Origin of the sequence: Sphingobacterium paramultivorum (assembly GCF_014109745.1) — a bacterium.
GTDB lineage: Bacteria > Bacteroidota > Bacteroidia > Sphingobacteriales > Sphingobacteriaceae > Sphingobacterium > Sphingobacterium paramultivorum.
The window spans coordinates 2599077-2614835 of record NZ_CP058555.1 but is presented as its reverse complement, the minus strand read 5'-3'; the positions used below and the strand labels follow the sequence as shown (position 1 = coordinate 2614835).

General features: G+C 42.0%; 12 protein-coding genes. 10 read left to right on the top strand and 2 right to left on the bottom strand.

The window, feature by feature from the left end:
* Window positions 1–97: 97 nt before the first annotated feature.
* The 8 genes from HS960_RS11340 to HS960_RS11305 all read left to right on the top strand — a co-directional run bounded on the left by HS960_RS11340 (window position 98) and on the right by HS960_RS11305 (window position 12914).
* Window positions 98–2557, top strand: a complete 2460-nt coding sequence (locus tag HS960_RS11340) for a glycoside hydrolase family 31 protein (RefSeq protein ID WP_182332704.1) — start codon at window positions 98–100, stop codon at window positions 2555–2557.
* 2 nt (window positions 2558–2559) lie between these two features.
* On the top strand, window positions 2560–4518 hold the full coding sequence (gene glgB, locus HS960_RS11335; protein WP_182332702.1) for a 1,4-alpha-glucan branching protein GlgB: 1959 nt from the start codon (window positions 2560–2562) through the stop codon (window positions 4516–4518).
* A gap of 35 nt (window positions 4519–4553) precedes the next feature.
* A complete protein-coding gene (locus HS960_RS11330) occupies window positions 4554–5966 on the top strand; it encodes a glycogen synthase (RefSeq protein ID WP_153846890.1) in 1413 nt (470 codons plus the stop codon).
* Window positions 5967–5972: 6 nt separating this feature from the next.
* Window positions 5973–7256 (top strand): glucose-1-phosphate adenylyltransferase, encoded by a 1284-nt coding sequence (locus HS960_RS11325; protein WP_153846891.1) that lies wholly within the window; start codon window positions 5973–5975, stop codon window positions 7254–7256.
* Between the two features lie 166 nt (window positions 7257–7422).
* Window positions 7423–8184: a hypothetical protein gene (locus HS960_RS11320; protein ID WP_153846892.1), complete on the top strand. Its 762-nt coding sequence runs from the start codon at window positions 7423–7425 to the stop codon at window positions 8182–8184.
* A gap of 1 nt (window position 8185) precedes the next feature.
* Complete coding sequence (locus tag HS960_RS11315; RefSeq protein ID WP_153846893.1) at window positions 8186–8968, top strand: M90 family metallopeptidase; 783 nt, start codon at window positions 8186–8188, stop codon at window positions 8966–8968.
* A gap of 129 nt (window positions 8969–9097) precedes the next feature.
* Complete coding sequence (locus tag HS960_RS11310; protein ID WP_202883788.1) at window positions 9098–10879, top strand: DUF4091 domain-containing protein; 1782 nt, start codon at window positions 9098–9100, stop codon at window positions 10877–10879.
* 301 nt (window positions 10880–11180) lie between these two features.
* Window positions 11181–12914 (top strand): thiamine pyrophosphate-dependent enzyme, encoded by a 1734-nt coding sequence (locus HS960_RS11305; protein ID WP_182332700.1) that lies wholly within the window; start codon window positions 11181–11183, stop codon window positions 12912–12914.
* 155 nt (window positions 12915–13069) lie between these two features.
* On the opposite strand, the gene HS960_RS11300 is transcribed toward HS960_RS11305, so the two are convergent.
* Window positions 13070–13258 (bottom strand): hypothetical protein, encoded by a 189-nt coding sequence (locus tag HS960_RS11300; RefSeq protein WP_075992013.1) that lies wholly within the window; start codon window positions 13256–13258, stop codon window positions 13070–13072.
* 265 nt (window positions 13259–13523) lie between these two features.
* On the opposite strand from HS960_RS11300, the gene HS960_RS11295 reads away from it, so the two are divergent.
* The gene (locus HS960_RS11295) at window positions 13524–14012 is read left to right on the top strand and encodes a hypothetical protein (protein WP_153846895.1); all 489 of its coding nucleotides are present in this window, start codon (window positions 13524–13526) and stop codon (window positions 14010–14012) included.
* On the opposite strand, the gene HS960_RS11290 is transcribed toward HS960_RS11295, so the two are convergent.
* Entirely contained in the window at window positions 13995–14378 is a 384-nt protein-coding gene (locus HS960_RS11290) for a diacylglycerol kinase (RefSeq protein WP_153846896.1), read from the bottom strand. The two genes, HS960_RS11295 and HS960_RS11290, sit on opposite strands and share 18 nt — an antisense overlap.
* 181 nt (window positions 14379–14559) lie before the next feature.
* Between HS960_RS11290 and HS960_RS11285 the strand changes: the two genes are divergently transcribed.
* Complete coding sequence (locus tag HS960_RS11285; RefSeq protein WP_153846897.1) at window positions 14560–15738, top strand: MalY/PatB family protein; 1179 nt, start codon at window positions 14560–14562, stop codon at window positions 15736–15738.
* Window positions 15739–15759: the final 21 nt, after the last annotated feature.

The following is a 15759-nucleotide window of genomic DNA, read 5'->3' as shown; positions in this document are numbered from 1 at the left end:
GGCGGGATTTTTTTTTGTGTTTTGTTGTCAGCGCAGGATTAATTTTCTATCTTAAAGAGGAATTAAGCCTTCAGAAACTTTTTAACATATTACAACTATGCTTGAAGACGACAACCTAAATCAAACCACACTAAATGAGGAGGAAAATGATGGTACTTTGGAGAGTATGCATCATGTGAATAATCCGGTATTGGATTTACCTAAAATTGAAAAGAAATACCTTGAAACCATAGTAGCCCACAATCAAAACGATAAGTCCTATTATTTTTCTGACGGCAAAGCCAAGGTAGAAATTAAGATTGTAACGGATGAGATCGTCAGGGTACGGCTGGCTCCACAAGGGACTTTTTTAGAGGATTTTTCTTATGCCTTGGCCAAGAAAGATCATCGTGTCAGTATACATCAATGCAAGGAAGAGGCTGACCATTATCTGGTTCATACGAATACAATTTCTTGTAAGATCAATAAGAATGACTTTTTGATTTCTTTTGCTGATCGTTCAGGTAAGCTGTTTAACGCTGATTTGGCACCGATGCACTGGGAGGAAAATCCCGATTTTGGAGGTTACTATGTCTATAGCACGAAAGTGGCCTTTGAAAACGAAGCTTTTTATGGACTTGGGGACAAGGCCACTAAATTGAATCTGAGAGGTAAAAGGCTTAAAAACTGGAATTCAGATACCTATGCTTTTGCTTATGATCAGGATCCACTTTATAAAACTATTCCATTTTATATCGGTTTAAAAGACGGTGAGGCCTACGGCATTTTCTTTGACAATACCTTTAAAACGTATTTTGATTTCGCGGCAGAAGATCCCGGAAAAACAAGCTTTTGGTCCGAAGGCGGGGAACTGCAGTACTATTATATCCATGGTCCACATATTATCGATGTTATCCGTCGTTATCATACGTTGACAGGTACGCATTACCTGCCGCCGTTGTGGGCAATTGGTTACCACCAATGTCGCTGGAGCTATTATCCCGAAGCGAATGTCCGGAAGGTTGCTGAGGAGTTTCGGAAGCGACAGATTCCATGTGATGCTATTTATCTTGATATCGATTACATGGAAGGGTACCGCTGTTTTACCTGGAATAAGCAGTATTTCCCCAATCCTAAAAATATGATCAGCGATTTGGCCAATGATGGTTTTAAAACCGTGGTGATGATCGATCCGGGTATTAAGGTTGATGAGAACTACTGGGTGTTCAGGGAAGGGAAAGAAAATAAATATTTTTGTCGTCGAGGGGACGATTATTTTATGGAAGGATTTGTGTGGCCCGGACGTTGTCAATTTCCTGATTTTACCAATCCGGAGGTTCGCCAATGGTGGGGCACATTATACCAGGGGCTTGTGGAAGATGGTGTTGCTGGCTTCTGGAACGATATGAATGAGCCGGCGGTATTTGGCCGCGGAACATTCCCCGACGATGTACGTCACCAATACGACGGCCATCGGGGTTCACATCGCAAAGCACACAATGTTTATGGCATGCAGATGGTTCGGGCAACCTATGATGGCTTAAAGAAATTGTATAAAAATAAGCGCCCATTTACCATTACCCGAGCGGCTTATGCGGGTACACAACGCTATTCTTCAGTTTGGACCGGCGATAATCTGGCGAGTTGGGAACACCTCAAGTTGGGGACCTTGCAATTACAGCGTCTATCGACTTCGGGGATGTCCTTTTGCGGAACGGATATCGGTGGATTTACGGGCGAGCCCGACGGTGAGTTATTTACGCGATGGATGCAATTTGGCGTTTTCTCGCCCTTTATGCGTGTGCATTCTGCCGGCGATACCCGCGATCGCGAGCCCTGGAGTTTTGGGGAGGATTGGGAAAAGATCAATCGGAAATTTATCGAACTCCGGTATAAGTTGTTGCCGTATATCTATACCTGTTTTTGGGAGCAGACCAAGTATGGTTTTCCAATATTACGTCCGATTTCCATGGTCGAGCAGCATATAGCGACCAATTGGCAACGCGAGGAGGAATTCTGTTTTGGGGATAAAATATTGGTGTCCCCAGTATTGCAGCCAGGACAAAAAAGCAAGATTGTCTATCTACCTGAGGGGACTTGGTTCTATTATTTCAATAATGAAATCTACGTGGGCGGTAAGGAACATACCATCGCTACGCCGATTGATGAAATGCCGATTTTCATTCGCGGGGGATCTGTTATCCCTGAATATCCGGTGATGCAATATACTGGTGAAAAGAAAATTGAGGAGCTACAGCTCAATGTTTACTTCGCTGAAGGAGTAACCCGTTCGTATGTGTATTCAGATCATGGCGACACCTTTGCGTATGAACAAGATATCTATCTTGAAAAATGTTTTACGGTTTCAGGGCTCAAAGAATCCTTGTCGATCAAACAAACCAGAGATGGGCTTTTTACGGAGCGATATGAGGAATATAAACTACAGTTGATCGGCCTGCCTTTTCAAGTGAAGAAGGTGAAGACCGATGGTATTGATACAAAAGTACAAGTAGATGAAAAGGGGCGGTATTGGATTAATGTCGCACGAGAATTTGATAACATATTGATAGAAGGTTAAACATGGCCAATGAAGTAATTCCGCATAGTCTCTTTTCTGAATTTGATGTCGCCTTATTCCAGTCGGGTAAGCACTTCAAATTATACGAAAAGTTCGGTTCGCACGAACTGGAAGTCAACGGTGAAAAAGGCGTTTATTTTGCGGTTTGGGCTCCAAATGCAAAATCCGTTTCCGTAACCGGCAACTTCAATTTTTGGGATAAGGAGCATCACGCGCTCTTTGTGCGCTGGGATGGTAGCGGAATCTGGGAAGGGTTTATTCCGGGGCTTGGCAATGGAGAGACATATAAGTATGTTATCCAGACCTATACTGGTGAGCAACTCGAGAAAGGTGATCCTTTTGCCTTTCGGTGGGAAATTGCCCCAAAGACTGCTTCCGTTGTTCATTCGACCTGGTACGAGTGGCAGGATAAGCAATGGATGCAGGAGCGTGCTGTTAAAAATAGGCTGGATCAACCCTGGTCGGTCTATGAGGTACACTTAGGGTCCTGGTCACGGGATCCCGAAAGTCCGGATACTTTGCTCAATTATCGGGAAATAGCCGTGCAGCTCGTTTCTTACGTGAAGGAGATGAATTTCACCCATGTGGAGTTTATGCCTTTAATGGAGCATCCCTATTATCCTTCTTGGGGATATCAGATAACAGGTTATTTTGCGGCGAGTTCGCGTTATGGTTCGGCACAAGATCTCATGTATCTGATTGAGGAGCTGCATGCTGCCGGGATAGGTGTATTGTTGGATTGGGTTCCTTCGCATTTTCCAGGTGATGCACATGGACTTTATCGTTTTGATGGCACGAGCTTATACGAGCATGAAGATCCCAGGAAAGGGTTTCATCCCGATTGGCAATCCTATATTTTTAACTATGGGCGAAATGAAGTGCGTTCTTTTTTGATCAGTAATGCATTTTATTGGTTGGATCGTTTTCATATCGATGGACTTCGGGTAGATGCGGTAGCTTCTATGTTGTATTTGGATTATAGTCGAAATGCAGGCGAGTGGATTCCCAATGAATTTGGAGGAAATGAGAATCTCGAAGCGGTACAATTTTTAAAAGAGCTGAATGAAGCCGTTTACGGACATTTTCCAGATGTGCAGACAATCGCCGAAGAATCTACTTCTTGGCCGAGTGTCAGTCGCCCAACGTATGCTGGTGGATTGGGATTCGGAATGAAATGGATGATGGGCTGGATGCATGATACGTTGGATTACTTTAAAGAGGATCCGATTAACCGCAGTTATCATCATGATCGACTCACCTTTGCGACAGTATATGCTTTCCATGAGAATTTTATGCTGCCGTTGTCACATGATGAGGTGGTTTACGGAAAGCAGTCCCTAATTTATAAAATGCCAGGCGATGAATGGCAAAAGTTTGCCAACTTGAGAGCATTGTACCTCTTTATGTATACTTTTTCGGGAACAAAATTGCTGTTTATGGGCGGTGAATTTGGGCAAACTTCGGAGTGGAATGTAAACCAATCGCTTGATTGGCATCTTTTGGAGTTTGCGCCCCATCAGGGTATGAAACAATTTGTAGCCGATCTGAACGCGGTTTATAAAGCTCAACCAAGTCTTTACCAAAAGGCTTTCGATGCTGCAGGTTTCGAATGGATAGATGCAGGTGATCGTGAAAATTCGATTGTGGTCTATTGGCGAAAGGGATTTGACTCCTGGGATGATACGGTTGTTGTACTTAACTTAACGCCTGTTGTTCGGGAACATTTCCGTATTGGTTTACCTTACGCCGGTGAATGGGAAGTGCTGCTGAATTCGGATGATTTGACCTATTTCGGTTCCGGAATACATAATCTGCATATCCATAGTGAGCACCTGCATTGGATGAACCAAGTACAGTCTGCACAACTTCATTTGCCTCCGCTTGGCGGATATATTCTGAAAAGAAAGAGAGCGGTAGAGGAAGTCAATCCAATTAAACAAGGCGAGCGTATCCCTGTATAAAATCTTGTTATTAAATCTCATGCTGTAAAAGAAGAATGAAAGTATTTCACTTGAGTGTAGAATGTTATCCCGTGGCCAAAGTAGGTGGTCTCGCGGATGTCGTGGGAGCGCTGCCCAAATACCAAACCAAGCTGGGGTGGGAGGCGGCGGTTGTCATGCCCTGGTATGATCGTCCTTTTGTTAGGGATCATGCTTTTAGCCTAGTTCATGAAGGTACTTTTTATCAAGGATCTGAATTGCTGAGCTACGGCGTTTATAAGGAAGATCATCAGGTACTCGGTTTTGAGCTCTACTTGATTAAGATTCCAGGGAAACTCGATCGGCAGGAGGTGTATTGTTATCCCGATGAAGGCGAACAGTTTATCGCCTTTCAACATGCTGTATTGGCTTGGTTTAAGGATAAAGCTATAGTACCTGATATTGTGCATTGCCACGACCATCATGTCGGTTTGATGCCTTTTTTGATGAAGTATAGCAATGACTATAATTTTCTTGCCGATGTTAAAACGGTAGCCACCGTGCACAATGGGCAATATCAGGGCTGGACACATTGGAGCAAAGCCATTCTGTTGCCTGCTTTCGATAGCTGGAAATGGGGATTATTGGAGTGGGATGGTTTAATTAACCCGCTTGCGGCCCTAATTAAATGTTGCGATGCTTACACAACGGTCTCTGAAGGCTATCTGGAAGAGCTTTATGTGGAAGCAAATGGCTTACAGCATCTATTTTATGATGAGCGAAATAAATCCATCGGTATTGTCAATGGAATTGACTGGGAAATCTGGGATCCCAAAATTGATTATACCTTGTTCGAAAACTATGATGTTGTACAAGCTTTTTCTGGCAAATTGAAAAATAAGGAGGCTTTGGCGAAGCAGTATAAAATCAATCCAGATCGACCACTGCTTGTTTTTATCGGCCGATTTGCAACAGAAAAAGGAGCGGATTTACTACCGGAGATAATTTTGGATTTGACGGAGAAATATCGCGATAGATTAAGTATATTTATACTGGGTGCCGGAGACCCAGCGATCCAGTCGCGTGTGAAATCGCTCGTCGATGATGGAATTGATAATTTTGATGTGTTCTTTGGTTATGATGAAAATCTTGCCCATTGGCTTTATGCCAGTGCGGATTTTCTTTTAATGCCTTCCCGTGTTGAGCCCTGTGGGCTTAATCAGCTCTATGCGATGAAGTACGGTACATTGCCGATCGTGCATCAGGTGGGGGGATTAAAAGATACGGTAATCGATCTGAAAAATGATGGTTACGGTATAGGTTTTGATAGTTTGACAATCACTGAAATTAGTGCAGCGATTGTTCGGGCTATAAATTTTTACGACAGTAAAAAGCAGTTTGAGGAGAATCAACGTAAAATGATGCAGTTGGATTTTTCTTGGGATAAATCTGCAGCGAAGTATATAAGTCTATATAACCAAATAATGTAATTTGATATGTCACGTCATAATGTAGTAGCTATCGTCTTGGGCGGAGGAAGGGGCTCACGTCTGTATCCATTGACCGATCAACGGTCTAAGCCAGCGGTTCCCATTGCCGGGAAATATCGCTTGGTGGACATTCCCATCTCGAATTGTCTTAATTCGGGTTTTAACAAGATTTTTGTGTTGACACAATTCAATTCTTCGTCACTCAACTCCCACATTAAGAATACCTACAACTTTAGTATTTTTAGTAAGGGCTTTGTTGATATCCTGGCTGCTGAACAGACCAATGATGGCGATAAATGGTTCGAGGGTACGGCAGATGCCGTGCGGCGATCGTTCCGGAAGCTGGCTAGTATTGATTATGACTATGTATTGATTTTATCGGGGGATCAGCTGTATCAAATGGATTTTGATGCCCTGGTTGACTTTCATGTCGAAAACGAAGGCGACCTGACCATTGCGACTATTCCAGTAAACGCCAAAGATGCCACTGGTTTTGGAATACTGAAATCAGATGAAAAGAATCACATTACCTCCTTTATTGAGAAGCCGAATAGCGAGCAGCTGGTGGATTGGAGTTCAGAAGTGAGTGATCATTTAAAGGGTGAGGGTAGGGAATACCTGGCTTCTATGGGTATTTATGTTTTTTCAAAAGGCGTCCTGAAACGTATGCTGGAAGAGAATCGCGGAATGGATTTTGGAAAAGAAATTATTCCCGATGCAATTGATACGAATAGGGTGCTTAGCTATCAATTTGAGGGCTATTGGACAGACATCGGTACCATAGGTTCTTTCTATGAGGCCAACATTGGTTTGACTGATAATATTCCGGCCTTTAATCTGTTTGATAAAAATACGGTTTTCACCCGTCCAAGGATGTTGCCGCCTTCTAAAATTTCGGGTACAACATTAATCAATTCTGTCATTTCGGATGGCTGTATTATCCAAGCGGATAAAGTAGACCGTTCCGTCGTGGGCGTTCGTTCGCGGATTGGTACAGGATCTGTGGTACGCGGTACATATATGATGGGGTCTGACTATTATGAGGATCTCGTCGATATGGAGGATGCAAAGCGGAAAAATATACCTGTGGTTGGGGTTGGAGAACGCTGTTATATTGAGAATGCTATTTTGGATAAAAATTGTCGTATCGGTAACGATGTACGGATCAATGGCGGACCTCATTTGCTGAATGCCAATCATCCCACTTATACCATTTGTGACGGCATAGTTGTTATCAAAAAAAATGCAGTTATTCCAAACGGAACAACAATAGGATTGACAAGCCTATAAAATTTATAGAACAAGGGAGATAATATATTGTTATCATTGCAAGTTATTCTAATGGAAGTATCGCGAAATACGGCTAATCTACAGGCTCAATTTATGGGCAGATAGCAATAATTGTTTCATGGTACTGTCTTTGCTAGCAAAGAGCATTTTAATATAGTGAAATCGTATGCAATTGAGACAGGTTATCTCCCTTTTTTTTATACTGTTTGTCTTTGTAGGTTGTGATACCTCATTGATGGTTCAAGGTAGTGGTGTCTTGCGTGATGCCTCGCGTAGATTTGAACTTCATAACGGCAATCGAACAGTCGTTTACATTCCAATGCGGCATCTGGGTACGCGTGTGTACTATGATCAAATCCAGCGTGCTGTAGATTCTCTTCAACATTCGGGCTATGTTGTTTTTTATGAAAGCATCGCTTATCAGGTGGATAGTGCGGCACAACGTGATCTGTATGACCGCAAATTTAGAAAGCTTACTGGTAATCGGCTAGGGTTGCAGCAATGTATTGAAATACCGGGCGATACCTCCCGGGTTCTTCGGGCGCCCATGTACCGTAAACTGGGGCAGCGAATCATTAGTCAGCCCGATTATTCTTTTTTTCTGGTGAATTATGAAACGGCGGTGAATGCGGATATTCCCAAAAACAAATTGCTTGACGAGTTTGAATACCTGTATGGTACGATCAACCTGGATGATTGTGATTACAAAACACCGCTCCAGGAACCTTACTCCTGCAAACCTATTAAAGCAGCATTAAAAAACAAATTTGATAAAGAATTTGTCATGAAAAAAAGGGAAGAGAACCTGGCTTCGTTAGTTGCTGACGCTCCACAGCAAAAGATTTTAATCTTATTTGGAACCTCACATTTTAAAGGCTTTTTGCGTAATTTGCAGGCTCGGGATCCCAAATGGATACAGATCAAATAATATGCTAGGAAAACTATTCATTATACTGCTTATACCAGTAACCATTTATGTTGTTTATTACCTGTTAAATCGTACGGCCAAAAATAGCAAAGCCATTAAACGTGTATTAAGCGACGAAGGCAAGGAAATTCTAGAAAAAGAAGTTGCCTATTACCGCAATCTGTCCACTGCGGACAAAGCGGAATTTGAAACCCGCTGTTTAAAATTTTTGGATACGGTCAAGATTGAAGGTGTGGGTGTAGCGGTTGAGCTGAAAGATTATATGATGATTGCCGCCAGTGCAATTATTCCAATATTTGCCTTTAAGAAATGGACTTATCCCAATTTGACCAATATTATGGTTTATCCTTCCCAATTCAATACTGCATATGAATTTGAAGGCCATGCTGACCGTAATATTATGGGTATGGTGGGTGAGGGAGCCATGAACGGACAAATGATATTGTCTAAATCGGCACTGGAGTATGGCTTTAAGAATCCAAAAGATGGACAGAATACAGCGATACACGAATTTGTGCACTTGATCGATAAAACCGATGGCACAGTGGATGGCATTCCCACACATTTGATGGATAAAGCTTCAGTCATTCCTTTTATGAATCTGATACGGGAAGAAATTACCAAGATAAAGGAAAATAAATCTGATATTGATGTATATGGCATGACCAATCCAGCTGAGTTTTTTGCGGTTGCGTCTGAATATTTCTTTGAGAACCCCGCGAAATTCAAGACCCATCATGCCGAGCTCTATAAAGCACTTTCTGAAATTTTTGAACAAAGTTAGTTATAGATAAATAAAATTTTAGTATTTTTAAGGCAAACAGAAGTTGTTTGCCTTTTTTCTGCGAGCACCCTGCTCCTGGGCTAGAAAGAAGATCATCGCTTCGCTAAAGTTTTGTTAATTATAACTGTTATGCCTAAAACTACAATTTATTCTTCTATTGCCCTGGCTTGTATGCTATTTTGTGGCAGTAATCCGGGATTTTCCCAGCAGCGTTTTGCTACAGGGACAACATTTACTGAAATGGGCGATCCCACAAAGGATACTTTATCCAACTGGTCGAATGTTAAAGCCGGTCTACATGCTTCGTTTGTATCGATAGACAAACGTTATCCCAAATCTGTTAATCCAAATCTGACAACACAACGTACGGCGACTGTGGATGCCTGGAAAGGTGAGCAAGTATCGGCGCAAGTATTGTTATGGACCAGTGCTGCCGCAGCAGATGTTGCTGTATCGGCAAGTGAATTAAAGTCTACAACAGGCAAGGTGATCGGTAGCGATGCGGTACAAGCACGTTTTGTTCGTTATGTCATGACTGATGAATTTGCAAGTGGTTGTGGCCATCGTAAACCAGAAGATTTTAAAGCTTCTCTGTCGGCAGATATGTTGGATGATCTGAAAAGCTATGACCTTGAAGCTAAGAAAGTCCGTCCTGTATGGATTACAGTAACGGTTCCCAAAGAAGCTGCTGCTGGACAATATAAAACGACAATTTCGGTTAAGCAAAATGGTCAGGTAAAGGAACAGTTACAACTTACGGTCAATGTGCAAAATCATGTGCTGCCACCTGCATCCCAGTGGACTTATCATTTGGATCAATGGCAACACCCTTCTGCTGTGGCTCGCGTCAATAATGTGAAGATGTGGAGCGATGAGCATTTTGAAGCGTTGAAGCCTACTATGAAACAACTTGCAGCTGCAGGGCAAAAAGTGATTACTGCGACTTTAAATAAGGATGCCTGGAACGTACAGACCTATGATCCTTATGCGGATATGATCACCTGGAAGAAGGCAAAAGACGGTTCCTGGACCTACGATTATACTGTTTTTGATCGGTGGGTAAACTTTATGATGGATCTGGGGGTCAACAAACAGATCAATTGCTATTCGCTTTTACCATGGAATAACGAGGTACATTATTTCGATGAGAGCAAAAATGAACTGGTCAATGTTATTGCGAAGCCCGGTACAGCTATATTCGAGGAACTATGGACGCCTTTCTTAAAGGATTTTAGTAAACACATTACCGCAAAGGGCTGGTTAAAGATTACCAATATTGCGATGGATGAAAGAGGCCGGGAGGAAATGGATCCAGCAATAGCATTGTTGGAAAAAGTAGCGCCCGAATTTGGTGTTGCATTTGCAGATAATCATAAAAGCTACCAACGCTATCATAAAAGTACCGATATCAGCGTTGCCGCTGGAGATCCTTTTGATCAGAAAGATCTCATTGAGCGACGTAAAAAAGGGTACATCACGACATTTTATGTTTGTTGTTCGGACGAATTCCCAAATCAATTCACGTTCTCGGATCCAGCAGAATCCACCTATATGGCTTGGTATGCGCTAGCGGCAGGCTTCGATGGAGCATTGCGTTGGGCATTTAACTCCTGGGTCAAAGATCCGCTGCATGATTCAAGGTTCCGTACATGGCCAGCGGGAGACACTTATATTGTTTATCCACAAGGAAGAAGCTCTATCCGTTATGAGCGTATGTTGGAAGGTATTCAAGATTATACCAAAGTCGGCATTCTTAAAGCAAAGTTGGAGAAGTCAAAAGATCAAGCTAACCTAGCGAAGCTAAATGCGAAAATCGCAAAATTGAATACCGCTAAACGCTATGCGGACTGGAATAAAGATCTCAATGATACGAAGCGTTTTGTCGATGAATTGTCGCGACAAATCAACTAAGGATTTATCAAGTCTATAATTTTAAAAAAGCTGTTTCAATCAATTTGAAACAGCTTTTTTGTTGATTACAATCTTTTTCTATTTTAAGTGCAGCGCACTGTTGGCTGAAATTTTCAGCGCAGTGTGTCCTTGCTCCCCATTGAGGCTATCGTTGTACATTCGATCGGTTTATACGCTTGGGTAATACAGTATTGTTCAGGTAATATCCCAAACCATTACGCTAAATTATTGTTGTTATTAAGTGGCGATAACATAATTTGCATAAGGTCGCTGTCACAAAATCTTAAATTATAGTATAGGTATGAAAAATGTAGCACACCAGATTGTGGGTCTTTTAAAGGATGCGGGAATTCAGCGTATTTATGCCGTAACGGGCGATAGTTTAAATTTTTTCAACGAAGCTGTTCATGCAGATGGAACGATGCAATGGATACATGTAAGACATGAGGAAGTGGGGGCATTTGCCGCAACGGCAGAGGCTGATTTGCACGGGATCGCCTGTTGTGCGGGAAGCAGTGGACCAGGACATGTGCATCTGATCAATGGGGTTTATGAAGCACACAAGACACGGGTACCCATGCTTGTGATCGCATCAACCTGTGCCACATACGAATTTGGAACCGATTATTTTCAAGAAACAAATCCAATCAAATTGTTTGATGATTGTTCTTGCTACAATCAAATGATCACTCGGCCAGAGCAGGTGCAACGTATGGTGCAAAATGCATTACAACAGGCTATCTCTAAACGGGATGTGGCGGTTATCGGTTTGCCTGGTGATGTATCAGAAATGGAAGCGGTTCAAATGAATACCTCAACCAAGGTGTTTTTTACCGAGCCGCAAATTAGACCTTCGGAGATGGAAATTGGGCGATTAGCCCAATATATCAATCAAGCAGAAAAGATAACCTTGTTCTGTGGTGTGGGAGCCAAGAAAGCACAGGAGCAAATTGTAGCGTTATCACAAAAGATCCATGCGCCGGTGGGTTATTCATTTAAAGCAAAGTTGGATATTCAACGCGACAATCCCAATGAAATCGGCATGACCGGACTTTTGGGCATGGCGTCGGCATTTCAAAGCATGCACCATTCGGATCTTATTTTACTTTTGGGGACTGATTTTCCTTATAAGGATTTTATACCGACCAACAAAACCATTGTCCAGATTGATATTGAAGGTGAAAAGCTTGGTCGCAGGTCCATCGTAGACTATGGGCTTGTGGGGGATATCGAGCATACTTTAAAAGCGGTATTGCCTTTTGTGGAAGCGCGTTCGGATACAAAATTTCTGGAGAAGCAGCTTGCTTCTTATGCAAAGGTCAAGGAAGATCTCATGACTTATGTAGACGATTCGGGCAGTGAATGCGCGATACAGCCTGAATTTGTTGCGCATACCATTGATCAAAAAGCCAGTGATGATGCGATTTTTCTGCTTGATACCGGGATGTGCTGTGTGTGGGGAGCACGTTATATTAATCAGCGAAAGGATCGTATCATGCTGGGGTCTTTTAACCATGGGTCTATGGCTAATGCCATGCCAATGGCTATTGGAGCGGCATTGACACATCCTGAACGTCAGGTTATTGCTTTTTGTGGTGATGGGGGACTATCCATGTTGTTGGGGGATCTCGCAACAATAAAACAATATAACTTACCGATTAAAATCATCGTCTTTAACAACCGTGCACTTGGTATGGTTAAATTGGAAATGCAGGTATCAGGTCTGAAAGATCAGGAAACCAATATGGTCAATCCAGATTTTGCGATGATCGCTCAAGCGATGGGAATACGCGCATTTACGGTCACTCAGCCCCAAGAAGTGGATGCTGTTATCACTGAAGCTCTTGGTATGACGGACGAGCCTGTCCTGATCGATATATTTACCAATCCCAATGCATTGGCTATGCCGCCCAAGATATCCTTCAGTCAAATGAAAGGGATGACAGAAAGTATGGCAAAATTAATGTTGTCGGGTAATTTCGAAGAAGTATGGGATACCATTAAGTCGAACTATAAACATTTGAAATCGCTTTAATCACTTGTGATATTCGAATTGTTAAACATATTAAAAGCCCCTCGAAGCATAACAGCTGAGGGGCTTGTTTTGTGTTAAAAGTGACTTGAATGTGTGGCTGTCAGACCATAATATGCTGATCAGCGGATAGTCGAAATTTGGAGGAAAATGTTATCTCAACATTGACGTTGAACAAACCAAAGACTTTTAAGTAATTCTTCTTTACAGCGTCTGAGTTTTTCAACTTTGGATTCGGAAGAAATGGTAACTTGCTCTTTAACAATAATAGCCAAGTCTGTTTCAATGGACAATTTTGTGAGTGATGTACATCCACTATCAAATTTCTTAAAGCTTACATCTTTCATACTAATATTGGTTAAGAATTCCTGAATTTTATAGAGTACAATTTACTAATAAAAATTAGCTTTACAATAAGCCCGCAATAATTTTATTGTTACTAAATTGTTTATTTTTAATAGCTTATATCGTGCTAAAATAGTCGAGTGCTATCTAACTTATAAACAATATTTGCTTGCTTTTTGTTTTCTGAATTTTAAATTTTTAAATGTTAGTTATTTAAAACAAAATTTCTTTTGAATTGCTATCTATACTATCAAACAAAAAAACACGATGAGAATAATAAATTTTGGATTTATAGTGTTGCTGTGTTGCGCTGCCTGCCATCAGGAACAAAAAAAACAGGATACTTCGGCGAAACTCGGTGACACTGTTCAAAGTACTCAACCATTGGATACCGGGAGTTTTCTTACAGGAAAGAGTACGTATCAATACCTTAAAAATGGCGATACCATTTCATTATCAATCACTGTTGATGGAGAAAAGGTTCAGGGTGATCTAAGCTATGCCTGGAAGGAAAAAGATCGTAATAAGGGACATATTGATGGTGTATTGAAGGGGGATATTTTAACTGCCGATTATACTTTTTCTTCTGAGGGACAGGAATCCGTCCGCCAGGTAATATTTAAACTATCCAAAGAGCGTGCACTGGAAGGTTATGGTGCGATGGAAGAGAAGGCTGGAAAAATGACTTTTGCCGATCCTAAAAAGATAGCTTTTGATGAGAAATTCGCGTTAGAAAATTTAGCGAAGGGCCAATGAGATCAGCTTGGGAATAAAAATTAAGAGGCCGATCAATAGTGCAGTGATGCTGCTGATCATCACTGCCGCTGCGGCAACATCTTTAATTTTTTTTATGTTTGGATTATCTTCAGGACAGATAAAGTCGGCTATATTTTCCAATGCGGTATTTAACAATTCACAGACAAATACAAAACCAATGGAAAAGAGTACAGCAACCCATTCGTGGGTACTTATGTGAAGCACAAATGACAGGGTAATGGCAATAATGGCCGCTATACAATGCACCCTGAAATTATGTTCTTCCTGCCAGGCTGTTTTTAGCCCACTGAACGCATAGTGAAAACTCTTTAATCTAGCACGAAATGAAAAGTTGTTTTTGGCCATAGTTGTCCTACTATTTTCTGTAAAGATAGCGCTTTCTGCTTATCTTGGCATACTGGATTTTTTATTGTATTTAGTCCGAGCTATTCCTTTGCCATATCCATCTGATCCGCTTTCTTGTTCATCCTTTTTACTTTATGGGGCTTTTATTACAAATGCAGCCTAATTTTGAGTAAATTGCTGTATGATCTATAATTTTGATAAAACGATTGTTCGTCGTGGTACCGATTCGGTCAAATGGAATCAACATGATTATGACGATTTGATTCCACTCTGGGTTGCGGATATGGACTTTCCAGCAGCACAACCTGTTGTGGATGCGCTTGCGCAGCGGGTTCAACATGCTGTATATGGGTATGCTACTATTCCAGCTGCTTTTTACAGCGCGGTTATGAGCTGGTCTTCGCAGCGGCATAAATTTGTACTTCAGCCGGAATGGATACTTCCTGTGATCGGTGTCGTACCGGCGCTTTCGGCTTTGGTTAGCGCATTTACCTCACCCGGTGACAAGGTTTTGGTTCAAGAGCCTGTATATCATTGTTTTTTTTCCTCAATAGAACGCAATCAAGCTGAGGTGGTTTCCAATGACTTGATTTACCGCAATGGTGAGTATGCCATTGATTTTGAAGATTTTGAATATAAAGCTAGTGATCCGAAAGTCAAGTTATTTATTTTATGTAGTCCACATAACCCCGCTGGCCGTGTTTGGACTAGAGCTGAGCTTGAACGTCTCGGTGAAATCTGTTTGCGGCACCAGGTCTTAGTCATTTCGGATGAAATTCATTGCGATCTGGTATTTGAGGGCCATACACATATTCCTTTTGGGAGCATCAGTGCAGCCTTTTTGGCGAATTTGATTACCTGTGTAGCACCGAGTAAAACCTTTAATTTGGCAGGACTCCAGGTCGCTACGGTCTTCGTGGCCGATCCTGAACTCAAAAGGAAAGTGCAGCAGGCTTTCTTAGCCAACGAGATAAGTAGCATAAGCCCTTTTGCCATTACAGGCCTGATCGCTGCGTATGAGTCGGGTGGGGAATGGTTGGATCAAGCTTTAAGCTACATTCGTGCGAATTATGTTTATCTGAAAGGCTTTATGGCTGAATACCTGCCTGCTTTGCATGTGCTTCCTTTGGAGGGTACTTATCTGGTATGGGTAGATTGCGCCGCTTTGGGGATTTCAAGTCGAAAATTGGGGCAGTTCTTATTGGACGAGGCACATGTACAGGTCAATGTCGGTGCGATGTATGGCAAGGGAAGCGACGCCTTTATTCGCCTCAACATTGCTTGTTCAAGGGAAGTCTTGACAACAGGCTTGTTGCGTTTGAAGACTGTTTTCTCCTCTTTACTGCAAGGAGCAAAATAGTATACGAATAGATGCTGCGTT